Source organism: Streptomyces sp. NPDC026246 (assembly GCF_055567995.1).
Window position 1 is genome coordinate 653,541 of the sequence record NZ_JBVHPJ010000001.1, and the last position, 14,526, is coordinate 668,066.

Genomic DNA, 14,526 nt, shown 5'->3' on the forward strand with positions numbered 1-14,526 from the left:
ATGGCCCACGCGCTCGACCGCATCCGGGTCGGTTCCGCCCCCGACTCCTGGGGCGTCTGGTTCCCCGACGACCCCCGGCAGGTGCCCTGGGAACGGTTCCTCGACGAGGTCGCCGAGGCCGGCTACTCCTGGATCGAACTGGGCCCCTACGGCTACCTGCCCACCGACCCGGCCCGGCTCACCGACGAGGTGACCCGCCGCGGCCTGAAGGTCTCGGCCGGCACGATCTTCTGCGGACTGCACCGCGGCCCCTCCGAGTGGGACTCCACCTGGGAGCAGGTCAGCCGGGTCGCCGCCCTCACCCAGGCCATGGACGCCGGGCACCTGGTCGTCATCCCGTCCTTCTGGCGCGACGACAAGACCGCCGAGATCCTGGAGCCCCCGGAGCTGACGACCGAGCAGTGGCGCCACCTCACCACCGGCATGGAGCGCCTCGGCCGGGAGGTCAAGGACACCTACGGCCTGGACATCGTGGTGCACCCGCACGCCGACACCCACATCGACACCGAGGAGCACGTCGAGCGCTTCCTCGACTCGACCGACTCCCGGCACGTCAACCTCTGCCTGGACACCGGGCACTACGCCTACTGCGGGGGCGACAGCGTCAAGCTGATCGAGACCTACGGCGAGCGCATCGGCTACCTGCACCTGAAGCAGGTCGACCCCGAGATCCTCGCCGACGTCGTCAAGAACGAGGTCCCCTTCGGGCCGGCCGTCGCACGCGGTGTGATGTGCGAACCGCCCGCCGGTGTGCCGGAGCTGGGTCCCGTGCTCACCGCGGCGCAGAAGCTCGGCGTCGACCTGTTCGCCATCGTCGAGCAGGACATGTACCCCTGCGAGCCGGACAAGCCGCTGCCGATCGCCGTGCGCACCCGCAGGTTCCTGAGGTCCTGCGGCGCCTGACGACCCGAAAGGACGGCCATGACCGAGCGTGCCCCTCTCGGAGTCGCGGTCATCGGGACCGGGCGGATGGGCGCCGACCACGCCCGCCGCATCCACGAGGTCACCAGCGGAGCACGGGTGGCCGCCGTCGCGGACGTCGACGCGGAACGGGCGAAGGCCGTCGCCGCCCGCGTCGGCGGCTGCTCCGTCCACACCGACCCGGTTTCCGCGATGGAGGCGGACGGCGTCGACGCCGTCCTGATCGCCTCCCCGGGCCCGGCCCACGAGGCCGCGCTGCTCGCGGCGTTCGCACGCGACCTGCCCGTGCTGTGCGAGAAGCCCCTCACCCCTGACGCGGCCTCCGCCCTGCGCGTCCTCGAAGCCGAACAGCGCCTCGGCCACCGCCGGGTCCAGGTCGGCTTCATGCGCCGCTACGACCCCGAGTACGCCAGGCTGAAGAGCCTGCTCGCCACGGGACAGCTGGGCCGCGCGCTGATGCTGCACAACCGGCACCGCAACGTCGCCAGCCCGCCCTCCTTCACCAGCTCCATGCTCGTCACCGACTCCGTCGCCCACGAGGCCGACGCGACCCGCTGGCTGCTCGGCCACGAGATCACCGCCGTCACCGTGCTGCGCCCCACCCCTTCGGCCGGCGCCCCGGACGGCCTGCAGGACCCCCAGTTCGTCGTCTTCGAGACCGACGGCGGCGCCCTCAGCGACGTCGAGATCTTCGTCAACTGCGGCTTCGGCTACCAGGTCCAGGCCGAGCTGGTCTGCGAGCGCGGCACCGCCCGCATCGGCGACGGGCACGCCCTGGTCACCAGCATGGCCGGCCGCTGGGGCGGCACCATCGCCCAGGACTGGACCGAGCGCTTCGAGGACGCCTACGACCGCGAGATCCAGACGTGGGTCGACGCCACCCGCCGCGGCGAGGTGACGGGCCCGAGCGTCTGGGACGGCTACGCCGCGGCGGCGGTGTGCGAGGCGGGCGTACGGGCGCTGCGGGACGGCGGGCGGGTGGAGGTCGCGCTGGTGGACCGACCCGCGCTGTACACCTGAGGAGCCGCCCGCGGGGGGAAGGGCCCGGTACCGGTACCGGGCCCTTCCCCCCGCGGGTCTGCCGCGCGCTCCCGCGCGGGCCGCACGCGCGGCGGCCGCTCAGGCCTGCCGCACCTCCTCGATCGTCACCGGCCGGTGCTCGTGCAGCGACAGGGTGCACGCGTCGGCGATCCAGCCCGCCTCCAGGGCGTCCTCGATCGTGCAGGGCGAGGGTCGGTTCCCGGCCACGACCTCGGTGAAAGCGGTCAGTTCGGCGCGGTAGGCGTCGGTGAAGCGGTCCATGAAGAAGTCGTGCGGGGTGCCCGCCGGGAAGCTCACGCCCGGCTCGACCGAGCGCAGCGGCAGTTTGTCCTCCAGCCCGACCGCGATGGAGTCCGCGAAGCCGTGGATCTCCATGCGGACGTCGTAACCACGGGCGTTGTGCCGGGAGTTGGACACGACCGCGAGGGTGCCGTCGTCCAGGGTGAGGATCGCGCCGGTGGTGTCGGCGTCACCGGCTTCCTTGATGTAGTCCGCACCGCGGTTGCCGCCCACCGCGTAGACCTCGCTCACCTCGCGGCCGGTCACCCAGCGGATGATGTCGAAGTCGTGCACGGAGCAGTCGCGGAAGATGCCGCCCGACGCGGCGATGTACGCGGCCGGCGGGGGCGCCGGGTCGAGCGTGGTCGAGCGGACCGTGTGCAGCGTGCCGAGTTCACCGCCCAGCACGGCGGCGCGGGCGTTGACGAACCCGGCGTCGAAGCGGCGGTTGTAGCCGATCTGGACCGGCACGTCCGAACCCCGCAGGGCCCTGAGCACCTCGACGCCCTCGCTCATGGTGCGGGCCACGGGCTTCTCGCAGAACACCGGCACGCCGGCCTCCACCCCGGCCAGGATCAGCGCCGGGTGGGCGTCCGTGGCGGCCGCGACGACGATGCCGTCCACCCCGGCGGCCAGCAGGGCCTCCGGCGAGTCCACGACCTCGGCCCCGAACCGCTCCGCGGCGGCCTTGGCCGCACCCGCGAACGGGTCGGTCACGACGAGGGAGTCGACGGCGTCGAGTCCGGAGAGGGTCTGGGCGTGGAAGGCGCCGATGCGGCCGAGGCCGAGGATTCCGATACGCATGGGGTGGTGCTCCTGGAGAGGGTGAGTGGGGCGTGCGGGGGGTGTTCAGTCGAGTCCGCCGAGGACGTTCTGGTCCCAGTCGATCACCGACCCGGTGACCACCCCGGACCGGTCGGACAGCAGCAGGACGACGAAGTCGGCGATCTCGTCCGGTTGGCCCAGCTTGCCCATGGGCAGCCTCGCGGCGGCTTCCTCGCGCCAGTCGTCCCCGGCCCCGTGGAAGGCCCGCTGCGTGGCGTCCTCGCCCTCGGTCGCCGTCCAGCCGATGTTCAGCCCGTTGATCCGGATCCGGTCCCAGCGGTGTGCGTGTGCGGCGTTGCGGGTCAGGCCGATCAGGCCGGCCTTCGCGGCGACGTACGGGGCGAGGAACGGCTGGCCGCCGTGGGCCGACGACGTGATGATGTTGACGACCGTGCCGGGCGCCCCGCGCGCCACCATGTCGGCGACCGCCGCCTGCATGGCGAAGAACGGCGCCTTCAGATTGATCGCGATGTGCTGGTCGAACAGCTCCGGCGTGGTGTCCAGCAGCGTGCCCCGGGACGTCAGCCCCGCGGAGTTGACCAGGCAGTCGATCCGCCCGTGGGCGCCGACGGTCTCGGCGACGGCGCCCCTGGCCTGCTCGGCGTCGGCGAGGTCGGCCCGCACGAAACGGGCCTTGCCGCCCGCGGCGGTCAGTTCCGCGACCAGCGCCTCGCCCGGCTCGGTGCGCCGGCCCGTGACGACGACGACCGCCCCCTCACGGACCGCGGCCCGCGTGATCGCCGCGCCGACCCCCTGGCTGCCGCCGTTGACCAGGACGACCTTGTCGTCGAGAAGTCCCATGCAGTTCCTCAGCTCTCTCGCCGCCGCGCGGCGGCCCGCAGCTCCGCCCGCAGCACATCCGGTTCCCACCGCTGTCCGAGCGCCCGCCGCACCAGGTCCGCCTGCGAGGGCGGGGCCAGTCCGTCCAGCGGCGGGTCGCTGTCGAGGTTGGTGGGGAAGGGGTAGCCCTCGGCGCTCGCCGCGATGACGTGGTCCAGCCACGCCCGGTCGGCGCCCTCGGCCTGACGCCTGAGCAGCACCGGGTACACCGCGTCGACGACGGCCTCCCGGTCCACCGTCTCCATGGCCCGCCCGAACGCCGACGACACCTGCAGCAGGTTCGCCATGCGCCGGATGCCGGTGGAGCGGTTGGTGCCGGCGGCGTGGAAGAGGGCCGGGTTGAAGAACACCGCGTCCCCCTTGGCCAGCGGCAACTGCACCTGGTGCGCCTCGAAGTAGGCCCGGAACTCCGGGCGCCGCCAGGCGAGGTAGCCCGGCTCGTATTTCTGCGAGTGCGGCAGGTACATCGTCGGCCCGGACTCCACCGGCATGTCGCAGTGCGCGACCGCGCCCTGGAGGGTCAGCACGGGGGAGAGGCGGTGCACGTGCGCCGGGTAGGCGGCGGCGGCCTCGTTCGTCAGGAAGCCCAGGTGGTAGTCGCGGTGGGCGCTCTGCGCGGCCCCGCCCGGGTTGACCACGTTCAGCTGGGAGGTGACCTGGTAGCCGGGACCCAGCCAGGCGGTGGCCACCAGGGCGAGGACGTCGTTGGCGTAGTAGTCGGCGAACACCTCCGCGTCGTGGAGGGCCGTCTTCTCCAGCGCGTTCCACACGCGGTCGTTGGCGCCCGGGGCGGCGAAGTGGTCACCGGCCGCCGCGCCCGAGGCGCGCTGCTCGGCGATCAGCGCCTCGAAGACGGCGGTGGCCCGGTCCACGACCCCCGGATCGGGAAAGGCCCCGCGGAAGACGACGATGCCGGGGCCGTCGGCGAGGGCCCGCACCAGCTCGGCCTGCACCACGCGGTCGCCCTCGAGCAGCGCGCAGTCGTACACGGGCACGCCCCGCTCCACGGTGGAGGCGTGCGGGTGGTGGGTGGGATCCGTGGCCTGCTCGACCAGGTCGCGGAACGCGTCGAGGTCGCAGTCCTGTTCGGACAGCCAGGTGCGGTGATGGACGGAAGTGAAGGACATCGTCGTCCCTTCGGGGTCACGGAGCGACGCAGCCCTGCCATTCTTGTCAGTACAAACCCCTCGAACAACCAGCAGCGAGCCATCAAAAACCCCTCAAGGAGCCGGCGCATGGGCCACCCCTTCCCGATCCGCGAGATCGCACGTCAGGCGGGACTGAGCGAGGCCACCGTCGACCGGGTCCTGAACGGCAGGGGAGGCGTGCGCGAGAGCACCGCGCGGGAGGTCCACCAGGCCATCGCCGACCTCGACCGGCAGCGCACCCAGGTCCGGCTCGTCGGCCGGACGTTCATGGTCGACATCGTCATGCAGGCGCCCGAACGCTTCACCACGGCGGTCCGCGCCGCACTGGAGGCCGAACTGCCGTCCCTGCACCCGGCGGTGCTGCGCTCGCGCTTCCACTTCCGCGAGACCGGCGCGGCGGACCTGGTGCGGATCCTCGACCGCATCGCCCGGCGCGGCTCGCAGGGCGTCGTCCTGAAGGCCCCGGACGTTCCCGAGGTCACCGCCGCGGTCGGCCGCCTCGAAGCCGCCGGCATCCCCGTGGTGACGCTGGTGACCGACCTGCCCGCCAGCGCCCGCCGCGCCTTCGTCGGCATCGACGACCGGGCGGCGGGCGCGACCGCCGCCTACCTGACCGGCCAGTGGCTGGGCCAGCGGCCGGGCAACGTCCTCACCAGCCTCAGCAGCGGCTCCTTCCGCAACGAGGAGGAGCGGGAGATGGGCTTCCGCAGCGTCATGCGCGCCCGCCACCCGGAACGCACGCTGGTCGAGATCGCCGAGGGGCAGGGCCTGGACGCCACCCAGTACGACCTGGTGCGCGCCGCGCTGGAACGCGACCCGGACATCCGCGCGGTGTACTCCATCGGCGGCGGCAACATCGCCACCCTGCGGGCCTTCGACGACCTGGGGCGCGAGTGCGCCGTGTTCGTCGCGCACGACCTCGACCACGACAACACCCGCCTGCTGCGCGAGCACCGCCTGTCCGCCGTGCTCCACCACGACCTGCGCCAGGACGTGCGCGAGGCCTGCCACACCGTCATGCGCGCGCACGGCGCCCTGCCGCCCGCGGGCCCCACGCTGCCGTCGCCGATCCAGGTGGTGACGCCGTACAACATGCCCGCGCAGGCGACCGTGTGATCCGCTCGCCGGCCCGGGCGTGGGTCCGGTTGAGCACGCGGCGCGCGCCCTACCGTCGGGCACCATGTGGACCTCGCGCCCGGAGGGCGGCCCCGAGCGGCTGGTGACCCTGGTCGACGGCGTGTTCGCCATCGCCATCACCCTGCTCGTGCTGGACCTCTCCGTGCCCCGGGAACTCGATCCGGCCGCCTACCGCGCCGCCCTGCGCGACCTGCTGCCCGACCTCGGGGCCTACGCGCTCAGCGTCGCGGTGCTGGGGAGCTTCTGGCGCGACCACCGCCGCATCTTCCAGGACGTCCGGGAGATCGACGGGCAGGTCATCGGCATCTCCATGGCGGGCCTCGGGGTCGCGGCGCTGGTCCCCTTCCCGACCCGACTGCTCGCCGAGTACGGAGCTCAGCCCGTGTCGGTGGCGATCTACTCCGGCGCGGTCGCCGCGCTCGCCGCGGCCCACCTCGCCGTCGCCGCCGTCCTGGCCAGACGCCCCCGGCTGCGCCACGGCCGCCTCTCCGAGGCGGCCACCCCGCTCTACCTCCTCGACAGCGCCACGTCGGTGGTGGTCTTCTCCGCCACCGTCCCGCTCGCCCTGGCGGTCGGCCCACGGATCATGTGGGTGTGGCTGCTCCTCGTACCGGTGAAGGTCTACCTGGGCCGCAGACTCCACACGCCGGGCTGAGGCCGCGTGACGTGCCCCGGTGCGCATCGGGCTGCGTGACCCCAGGTGGCGCCGGGCCCTGCCGGGCAGGGGGCCGGGGAGCGAGCCGGGCTGCGGGTCCTCGGGTGCGCCGGATCGCACGGCCCCGGGCCGTGCGCGGTCGCGCGGCCGCCGAGCGAGCCCGCGGGTACGCCCGCGCGCCCGCGGACCCAGCCCGGGGGCATGCCCGCTCACCTTCGGCGGCGGTGCTCACCGCGGCCCGGACACGTCCTCCCACACGCCGCTGCCCGCCGACCGGGCCATCGCGTCCAGGGCCGCCGCACTGTGCACGGCGTCCCGCAGTGTCGCCCCGTACGGAGTGCCCTCGGCGACCGACCGCAGGAAGCGGTACGCCTCGACGACCTTCAGGTCGTCGTAGCCCATGGCGTTCGCCGCGCCGGGCTGGAACGCGGCGAACTCCCCGTGCGCGGGACCCGCGTACACCGTGGTGACGGACTGGTCCTGGTACGTCGTGCCCCGGCTGACACCCAGCTCGTTCATGCGCCGGAAGTCCCAGAAGACCGCGCCCTTCGTGCCGTGCACCTCGAAGCCGTAGTTGTTCTGCTCGCCGACCGAGACCCGGCAGGCCTCCAGCACGCCGCGCGCCCCGGAGGTGAAGCGCAGCAGGCAGCTGACGTAGTCCTCGTTCTCGACCGGTCCCGGCTCCCCGCCCGCGGCACGGCCGTGGCCCGCCGTCGCGGCGGTGGGACGGGCCCGCTCGGGCAGGAAGATCGCCGTGTCGGCGGTGAGGGACGCGATGTCGCCGAGCAGGAACCGGGCCAGGTCGACGCCGTGCGAGGCCAGGTCGCCCAGCACCCCGCTGCCGCCGCGCTGCCGCTCGTAGCGCCAGGTCAGCGCCCCCTCGGGGTGGGCGGCGTAGTCGCTGAACAGCCGGACGCGGACATGGGTGACCGTGCCCAGTTCCCCCGAGGCGATCAGCTCGCGGGCCGCCTCGACGGCGGGCGCGTTGCGGTAGTTGAAGCCCACCGTGCCCTGCACACCCGCCGCGGTGACCGCGTCCGCCACCGCGCGGGCGTCCCCGGCGGTCAGGCCCACCGGCTTCTCGATCCAGATGTGCTTGCCCGCCTCGGCCATGGCGATGCCGATCTCGCGGTGCAGGAAGTTCGGCGCGGTGATGCTCACCGCCCGCACCCGCGGGTCGGCGGCCACCTCACGCCAGTCACGGGTCGTCGAGGCGAAGCCGAACTGCGCGGCCGCCTCCTCCGCCCGCCCGGGCACCTCCTCGGCGACGGTCACCAGCTCCGGGGCGAGGGGCAGCTGCGGATAGTGGTGGCGCACCCGCGCGTACGCCTGGGTGTGCACCCGCCCCATCCAGCCGAATCCGATGACGGCGACGCCGAGCGTGTCCACCATGAGAGCCCTTCTTTGGACCGTTCTAGAACCTGTCCAAGTCACCCTGGGCGGGCTCTGAGCACCGTGTCAACCCTTTGACAAGTGCTCGGCCCGCGTGGAACGGTCCACGGCATGACGAGACCGCCGACGATCCGGGACGTGGCCGAGCGGGCCGGTGTCTCCAAGTCCCTGGTCTCCCTGGTGCTGCGCGGCTCCCACCAGGTCCGCCCCGAGAAGCGGGAAGCCGTCCTGCGGGCCGCACGCGAGCTGGGCTACCGGCCCAACGCGGCCGCCCGCAGCCTGAGCGAACAGCGCACGCTCCCCCAAGCTCTCGGCTCCGCTAGAGCAGGGGGGACCCCCATCGTCGGCGTCCTGCTGAACGACCTGCGCAACCCTTGGTTCGTCGACCTCCTGGACGGCCTGAACCCCCTGCTGCACGCGAACGGCCTGCGCATGCTGCTCGCCGACGCCCGACTCAACCGCCGTACCGGCCAGGACCCGGCCGACCCGCTGCTGGACCTGCGGGTCGACGGACTGGTCGTGGTCGGGACCCTGCCCCACGCGGCAGCGCTCGAGGAGGCGGCCGGGCGCATCCCGGTCGTCCTGGCCGGCTCCCGCGAGCCGGCGCCGCCGGGCGCCGACGTCGTGGCGGGCGACGACGAGCAGGGCGCCCGGCTGGCCACCGAGCACCTGATCGGCCTCGGCCACCGCCGCATCGCGCACCTCGCGGGGTACGGCGCGGTGGGCGGGCTGCGCAGCCGGAGCTTCGAGGCGACCATGCGCCGGCACGGCCTCGCGGACCTGGCGCTGGTGGAACCGGGCGACATGACCGAGGAGGGCGGCTACCGCACCACCGTCCGGCTGCTCAGCCGCCCCGACCGGCCGACGGCCGTCCTGGCCGTGAACGACATCACCGCCGTCGGCGTGCTCTCGGCGGCCGAGGAACTGGGGCTCCGCGTCCCGCGCGACCTGTCCGTCGTGGGCTACGACAACACCAGCATCGCCAGGCTGCGGCACGTGTGGCTGACCACGGTCGACCACGCCGGCCACGAGGTCGGCCGCCGTGCGGCCCGCTGCCTGCTGGACCGCTTCGACGACCCCGCGGCCCCGGGTCGCGAGCAACTGGTCACGCCCGCCCTGGAGATCAGGGGAACGACGGCCGCACCGCCCGCCCGCTGACGGCGTCCCGCCCGCTCACAGGTTGATCGCGTACGCCTTGCGCAGGGTCTCGTGCACCGTCCACGTCGTACGGTCGCCCTCGCGCAGCACGGCCATGTCGCCGGGGCCGACCGTGAGCGTGGGCCCGCCCTCCACCTCGATCGTCGCCGACCCGCCGACCACGACGAACACTTCGTCGGCCTCGGTGTCGGTGACCACGCCGGGCGTGATCTGCCAGATGCCCCGCACCTGCCGGCCGTCCTCCGACTCCCAGACCACCTTCCCGGTCACCTCGGGTTCCCCGGCCAGGATCTGCTCGGGCGCGAGGGGCTCGGGTACGAGCTCGGCGTCGGGGATGTGCAGTGCGAAGCTGTGCGTCATGCGGCGACCCTAGCCGCGGCGGAGCGGGCGGCGGTCTGGACACAGTGTGGGGTGTCCGCGGTGCGGGGCGGACACTCCGTCCTGTCCGGCTGCGGAGCGCCGGGGGGCGATGTCCGTCTCAACCCCTATGCGCTGGTCGGGAGTTCCCGCCATTTGGCGTATTGTTTGCGGCATATGCCCGTGCGGAGCGATGCGGTCCGGGTGTGACCGCGCCCGTCGAACGGGGCGTACACGCACGGGAGAACGGGGGAGCAGGACGTGGACGAGACACGGCACCGGTCCGCCCGGCGCGCCGGGCCGGCGGGAGGCGCCGTCACGGCACTCCTGGCCGTCGCGGCCTGTGCCGGGCACGCGACCAACACGGGTCTGCCCTGGTGGGCCGTCGTCGCCGTCGTGGTCTCCACGGCCGGCCTGGCGGGCTGGACCGGGGCCCGCATGGGCCGCAGGCCCGCCCCCCGGGACGAACTCTTCGGTTCCGGCGCCCACATGCCCGTCCCCGACCCGCTGCGTCCGCCCGGCCCCCGCTGCCGCGACACCGGGGCGCCGCTCCGTATGCGGTAGGGTTGACCTGCGCGATCACCCGTTCATCCGGGTGGTGCGCATCGGGACGTGGCGCAGCTTGGTAGCGCACTTGACTGGGGGTCAAGGGGTCGCAGGTTCAAATCCTGTCGTCCCGACGTAAGAGGCAGCAGGTCGGAGGCCGGCCGGAGCGATCCGGGCCGGCCTCCGGCGCGTTCCGGCGCCGCTGCGGCAGGTGCCACCGCCTCACCCGCCGAACACCCGCTCCAGGGCGTCCGCCAGAGCCGCCGACCCCGCACCCGGCGCGGCGGGCGGGGACTGCCGGGCCGCGAGGTAGCCGTCCGGGCGCACCAGGAAGGCCGCGGCGTCCCCGCCGTACTGCCGGGCGAAGTCGCCGTCGTCGTCCCGGAAGACCGGCAGGGCCCGGCCGCCCCCGCCTTCCCCGGCCCCGTATCCGTCGAGCTGCCCTCGGGCCACCTCCGGGCCGTCCACGCCGCGCCCGGCGACGACGAAGGCCGGCACCCTGCCGCCGGTCAGCCGGTGGACCCCGGCGGCCGCCTCGCCGCACCCGGGGAGCGCCTCGGCACGGTCGGCGTGGAGGACGAGGACGTGCCCGCGCTCGCGCAGCAGGTCGTACAGGCGCAGCGGTGTCACGGCCAGGCGCGCGGTCAGCCCGCGGCAGTCGGGAACCCGCTCCCCGGGCAGCGGCCCCGGCACCCCGGCACGGTCCGCGGCGGCCCCGTCCGGCGCGACCAGGGGACTGTCCGGGTAGGCGACCAGCAACTGGGCCTCCCGCAGCAGGACCGTCGTGAGGTCGCCGGGTGCGGCCCGGACACCGTCCTGGGCCGCGTTGCGCACGGTGCGCCCCACCACCTCCTCCCCGACGGGGTGGCGCTCGGCGTGATAGCTGGTCAGGAGCCGTGGAGAGGTCCCGCCGTCCAGTGCGAGGGCCAGCTTCCACGCCAGGTTGCAGGCGTCCTGGATGCCGGTGTTCATGCCCTGGGCCCCGGTCGGGGGGTGGATGTGCGCGGCGTCCCCGGCGACGAGGACCCGGCCGTCGGCGTACCGGTCGACCAGACGGTGGCTGATGCGGAAGACCGACGACCAGCGCAGCGCCGACGCCGTCGTGGGCTCGGGCGACATCCGGTCGAGCACCGCCTGGACGTGTCCGAGCCCCGGCGCGCGTCCGCTCTCCAGCCCGTGCGCCACCGCGTCCGGCGCCCCGCCCTCGGGGGCGGCGGACAGCTCGGGCGGCACCAGCATCGTCATGCGGTAGCGGCGGTCCCCGGGCAGCGGGATGCAGACCAGCAGGTCGTCGACGCGGCCCTCGCCGTCGTGGTGGGAGGCCCGCACGCTGTAGCCCTGCGGCAGGCTCCAGTCGACCTCCACGTCGGCGAGCATGTACTCCTCGGGGAACCTGCCCCCTTCGAAGGCGAGGCCCAGCTTCTTGCGGACCGTGCTGTGCGCCCCGTCGCAGCCGACCAGGAAGCGCGAGCGCACCGCCTGCTCCTCGCCCGACGCGGTGACCAGGCGGCTGACCACCCCGTCCGCGTCCTGCGTGAAGTCCACCAGCTCCGTCTCCCGCTCGATCCCCGTGCCGAAGCGGGCCAGGTGCTCCTCCAGGATCCGTTCCGTCTCGTACTGCGGCAGCGCCGCGAAGGCGTAGGGGACCTCGGGCGGAAGCCGCAGGTCGAGGCGGCCCTGCTCCACGCCGTCGGAGTACGCCACCTGCCCCCGCAACGGCACGGCGGCCTCCAGCACGGCGCGCACCAGGCCCATCCGGTCCCACATCTCCAGGGTGCGCGGCTGCACCCCCACCGCCTTCGCGTACGGCAGCCGGGCCGGCAGCCGGTCGACGAGGCGGCAGGTCACGCCCTGCCGCCGCAACTCCCCGGCAGCCGTCAGCCCGACCGGTCCGGCGCCCACGATCAGCACGTCTGTGTCCACCACGGAGGTCTCCCGCCGAGAGCCCCCCTGCGGCTTTGCCTCCATCGTCCACCGCCCGGGGACGGCCTGCGAGTCGGACGCCCGGACCCCGGGCACGGCGCGGCCGGGTACGTCACCCACCCCCATGGATGACGTACCCGGCCGTTCCCCCGGCGCCGGACCTGTGGCTCGGGTGCCCGCGCGGCGGTGTCGCGCGCCCTGATCGCACGTGACCGCCGCCCCCCGGAACCCGGGCGAAGGCGGGCGGACGCCGACGGTGCGACGGCGAGGCAGCGGGGTCCCCCGTCGCCCCGCTCCCCGAGGAGCACCACCACGCCGGCGACGCCGACGGTGCCCCATCCTGCCCGCCGCCCTCCCCGGGCGCATGAGTCGGGGTCTGCTCAACTCGCCCTGTATCAAACGTGAGCAGTCGTGCTCATGAGGATGTGACGACCTATGAGAGGGACATGACGACGCCGGTGCCGCCCTGGCCGTTCACCGGGCGGGAGGACGAACTGGACCTGGTACGGCGGTCCCTGACCGGCGACCGGCGCGGGACCGTGGTGACCGGCCCGGCGGGCTGCGGAAGGACACGGCTGCTCGCCGAGGCGGTCCGCGGTGGCCGCTGCGTACGGGCGGCCGGTACACCCGAGAGCCGGGCGATGCCCTTCGCCGCCTTCGCCCATGTGCTGCCCGAAGCGGTCACTCTGCCCCGCGCGGTCCACCTGCTGTCCGGGGCGGGCACCGTGGTCGTCGACGACGCGCATCTGCTCGACGACGCCTCGGCCGCCCTCGTCCACCAGCTCGCCGTGCACGGCCGCACCCGCCTGCTGGTGGCCGTCCCGGACGGCTCCGCGACACCCGGGGCGATCAGCCGGCTGTGGACCGGGGAACTCCTGCCGCGGCTGACGCTGGAGCCACTGCCCGAGGAGGAGACCGCGCGGCTCCTCACGGCGGGCGCCGGACCTCTCGACCCGCTGACCGCCGGCCGGCTGCTGCGGCTCAGCCGGGGCGACCTGCGGTTGCTGCGCGAACTGCTGCAAGCCGTTGCGCACTTGCTCGCCGCCGACCCGGACAGCGGTGAGCGCGCGTGGCGGGGGCCCCTCCCGCTGACCGCGGCCGTCCGGGCGTACGCCGCCCCCGTCCTCGGCCGCGACTGCCCGCGCGAACGCGAGACCCTCGACCGCCTCGCCTTCGCCGAGCCCCTGGCACCCACCGTGGACGGCCTCGACCTCGCCGCCCTCGAAGTGCTCGAGGCCGAGGGGGTGATCGAGGTCGGGCCGCGGGGCGGCGTCCGCTTCACCCACCCCCTCCACGCCCCCGTCCTGAGGGCCGCGGCGGGCAGACTGCGGGCGCGCAGGCTGTCACCCGGCCCGGAGGCGTACGCCGCCGCCCTCGACGCCGAGGCGTCCGCACTGGCCCGCCGGATCGACGGGGCCGACGTCACGGCGATGTCCACCCCCGTGGGTGACTTCCTGGTCGCCGAGGGCCGGCCCCTGACGGGGGCGTACGCCGCCCTACGGGCCCGGTTCGCCCGGCTGCGGGGGGAGTCGAGGACCGCGGCCGCCTGGGCCGGGGAGGGGCTGCGGGCCGACCCGGGGCATGCGGCCTGCCGGGACGAACTCGCCCGTGCCACCGGGCTCGGGTCCCTCCACGCCACGCCCCGGGAGCCCTACGACGCCGTCCGGCTCGGCACTCCGGGGGAGGCGGCCGGGCGGCTGAGAGGGGTGTTCGCCCGGCACGCCGACGCGCTCGCCCGCGCCGACGGCCCCGCGCTGGACGCGGCGGCGGAGGAACTGGCGGAGCGGGGCTTCACGCTGTTCGCCGCCGAGGCGTACGCCCAGGCGGTGGCGGTGCACCGCGAACCGCGCGCCGCCCGGCACGCCCGGACCCGGGCCGTCGCCCTTGCCCGGCGCTGCCAGGACGCCCGGACACCCGCGCTGTCCGGACTGGTCCTAGGCGAACTCACCGCCCGGCAACGGCAGATCGTCACCCTCGCCGCGGCGGGACTGAGCAACCGGCAGATCGCCGAACGCCTCACCCTGTCGATCCGCACCGTCGGCAACCACCTGTACGGCGCCTACAGCCGCCTCGGCGCCGGCGACCGCACGGCCCTGCCGCGCCTGGCGGAACCCCTGAAGGCGCAACCGGCCTGACGCCGCCACCCCGGGCCCCGGCCGGCCGCCCACCGACCGGCGGTCTGACCCGCGCAGGGGACGGGTCGGGCCGCCCGAAGACCGGGAGTTCGGCCGGGGCCTGATACGGCCCGGATCGGCCCTGGCTCGGCTGCGTGGGCTCGGGTTGCGTCGGTGCTCGCCGTGCTGT

Annotated in this window: 13 protein-coding genes and 1 tRNA gene; 8 read left to right on the forward strand and 6 right to left on the reverse strand. The window is 74.5% G+C overall.

Annotation, left to right across the window (positions count from 1 at the left end):
* Together ACZ4M5_RS02865 and ACZ4M5_RS02870 are read left to right on the forward strand one after the other, a co-directional pair.
* On the forward strand, positions 1–903 hold the full coding sequence (locus ACZ4M5_RS02865) for a sugar phosphate isomerase/epimerase family protein (protein WP_467732369.1): 903 nt from the start codon (positions 1–3) through the stop codon (positions 901–903).
* Between the two features lie 18 nt (positions 904–921).
* On the forward strand, positions 922–1,941 hold the full coding sequence (locus ACZ4M5_RS02870) for a Gfo/Idh/MocA family protein (protein WP_467732371.1): 1,020 nt from the start codon (positions 922–924) through the stop codon (positions 1,939–1,941).
* A 99-nt stretch (positions 1,942–2,040) separates the two neighbouring features.
* Here ACZ4M5_RS02870 and ACZ4M5_RS02875 read toward each other — a convergent pair whose 3' ends face one another.
* The 3 genes from ACZ4M5_RS02875 to ACZ4M5_RS02885 are packed head-to-tail and all read right to left on the reverse strand — an operon-like array spanning position 2,041 to position 5,033.
* Positions 2,041–3,045, reverse strand: a complete 1,005-nt coding sequence (locus ACZ4M5_RS02875) for a Gfo/Idh/MocA family protein (protein WP_467732373.1) — start codon at positions 3,043–3,045, stop codon at positions 2,041–2,043.
* A 45-nt stretch (positions 3,046–3,090) separates the two neighbouring features.
* Positions 3,091–3,867: an SDR family oxidoreductase gene (locus ACZ4M5_RS02880; protein ID WP_467732375.1), complete on the reverse strand. Its 777-nt coding sequence runs from the start codon at positions 3,865–3,867 to the stop codon at positions 3,091–3,093.
* Between the two features lie 8 nt (positions 3,868–3,875).
* Positions 3,876–5,033 carry a phytanoyl-CoA dioxygenase family protein gene (locus tag ACZ4M5_RS02885; protein ID WP_467732377.1) on the reverse strand — a complete coding sequence of 386 codons (1,158 nt, stop codon included), beginning with the start codon at positions 5,031–5,033 and terminating at the stop codon, positions 3,876–3,878.
* A 108-nt stretch (positions 5,034–5,141) separates the two neighbouring features.
* On the opposite strand from ACZ4M5_RS02885, the gene ACZ4M5_RS02890 reads away from it, so the two are divergent.
* Positions 5,142–6,170, forward strand: a complete 1,029-nt coding sequence (locus tag ACZ4M5_RS02890) for a LacI family DNA-binding transcriptional regulator (protein WP_467732379.1) — start codon at positions 5,142–5,144, stop codon at positions 6,168–6,170.
* 64 nt (positions 6,171–6,234) lie between these two features.
* Positions 6,235–6,846, forward strand: coding sequence for a TMEM175 family protein (locus ACZ4M5_RS02895; RefSeq protein ID WP_467732381.1), 612 nt, complete (start codon positions 6,235–6,237; stop codon positions 6,844–6,846).
* A 228-nt stretch (positions 6,847–7,074) separates the two neighbouring features.
* On the opposite strand, the gene ACZ4M5_RS02900 is transcribed toward ACZ4M5_RS02895, so the two are convergent.
* Positions 7,075–8,238, reverse strand: a complete 1,164-nt coding sequence (locus ACZ4M5_RS02900; RefSeq protein WP_467732383.1) for a Gfo/Idh/MocA family protein — start codon at positions 8,236–8,238, stop codon at positions 7,075–7,077.
* Between the two features lie 111 nt (positions 8,239–8,349).
* On the opposite strand from ACZ4M5_RS02900, the gene ACZ4M5_RS02905 reads away from it, so the two are divergent.
* On the forward strand, positions 8,350–9,396 hold the full coding sequence (locus ACZ4M5_RS02905; RefSeq protein ID WP_467732385.1) for a LacI family DNA-binding transcriptional regulator: 1,047 nt from the start codon (positions 8,350–8,352) through the stop codon (positions 9,394–9,396).
* A gap of 15 nt (positions 9,397–9,411) precedes the next feature.
* Here ACZ4M5_RS02905 and ACZ4M5_RS02910 read toward each other — a convergent pair whose 3' ends face one another.
* Positions 9,412–9,756, reverse strand: coding sequence for a cupin domain-containing protein (locus ACZ4M5_RS02910; RefSeq protein WP_467732387.1), 345 nt, complete (start codon positions 9,754–9,756; stop codon positions 9,412–9,414).
* A 258-nt stretch (positions 9,757–10,014) separates the two neighbouring features.
* Between ACZ4M5_RS02910 and ACZ4M5_RS02915 the strand changes: the two genes are divergently transcribed.
* Positions 10,015–10,317 (forward strand): hypothetical protein, encoded by a 303-nt coding sequence (locus ACZ4M5_RS02915; RefSeq protein ID WP_467732389.1) that lies wholly within the window; start codon positions 10,015–10,017, stop codon positions 10,315–10,317.
* A 42-nt stretch (positions 10,318–10,359) separates the two neighbouring features.
* Positions 10,360–10,433, forward strand: a tRNA-Pro gene (locus ACZ4M5_RS02920).
* A gap of 88 nt (positions 10,434–10,521) precedes the next feature.
* On the opposite strand, the gene ACZ4M5_RS02925 is transcribed toward ACZ4M5_RS02920, so the two are convergent.
* Positions 10,522–12,225, reverse strand: a complete 1,704-nt coding sequence (locus tag ACZ4M5_RS02925) for an FAD-dependent monooxygenase (RefSeq protein ID WP_467732391.1) — start codon at positions 12,223–12,225, stop codon at positions 10,522–10,524.
* 422 nt (positions 12,226–12,647) lie between these two features.
* On the opposite strand from ACZ4M5_RS02925, the gene ACZ4M5_RS02930 reads away from it, so the two are divergent.
* A complete protein-coding gene (locus ACZ4M5_RS02930) occupies positions 12,648–14,357 on the forward strand; it encodes a LuxR family transcriptional regulator AbsR2 (RefSeq protein ID WP_467732393.1) in 1,710 nt (569 codons plus the stop codon).
* Positions 14,358–14,526 lie beyond the last annotated feature (169 nt).

Coding starts and splice junctions, on each gene's coding strand:
- ACZ4M5_RS02865 (WP_467732369.1), top strand. CDS start 1: ATGGCCCACGCGCTCGACCGCATCCGGGTCGGTTCCGCCCCCGACTCC.
- ACZ4M5_RS02870 (WP_467732371.1), top strand. CDS start 922: ATGACCGAGCGTGCCCCTCTCGGAGTCGCGGTCATCGGGACCGGGCGG.
- ACZ4M5_RS02875 (WP_467732373.1), bottom strand. CDS start 3,045: ATGCGTATCGGAATCCTCGGCCTCGGCCGCATCGGCGCCTTCCACGCC.
- ACZ4M5_RS02880 (WP_467732375.1), bottom strand. CDS start 3,867: ATGGGACTTCTCGACGACAAGGTCGTCCTGGTCAACGGCGGCAGCCAG.
- ACZ4M5_RS02885 (WP_467732377.1), bottom strand. CDS start 5,033: ATGTCCTTCACTTCCGTCCATCACCGCACCTGGCTGTCCGAACAGGAC.
- ACZ4M5_RS02890 (WP_467732379.1), top strand. CDS start 5,142: ATGGGCCACCCCTTCCCGATCCGCGAGATCGCACGTCAGGCGGGACTG.
- ACZ4M5_RS02895 (WP_467732381.1), top strand. CDS start 6,235: ATGTGGACCTCGCGCCCGGAGGGCGGCCCCGAGCGGCTGGTGACCCTG.
- ACZ4M5_RS02900 (WP_467732383.1), bottom strand. CDS start 8,238: ATGGTGGACACGCTCGGCGTCGCCGTCATCGGATTCGGCTGGATGGGG.
- ACZ4M5_RS02905 (WP_467732385.1), top strand. CDS start 8,350: ATGACGAGACCGCCGACGATCCGGGACGTGGCCGAGCGGGCCGGTGTC.
- ACZ4M5_RS02910 (WP_467732387.1), bottom strand. CDS start 9,756: ATGACGCACAGCTTCGCACTGCACATCCCCGACGCCGAGCTCGTACCC.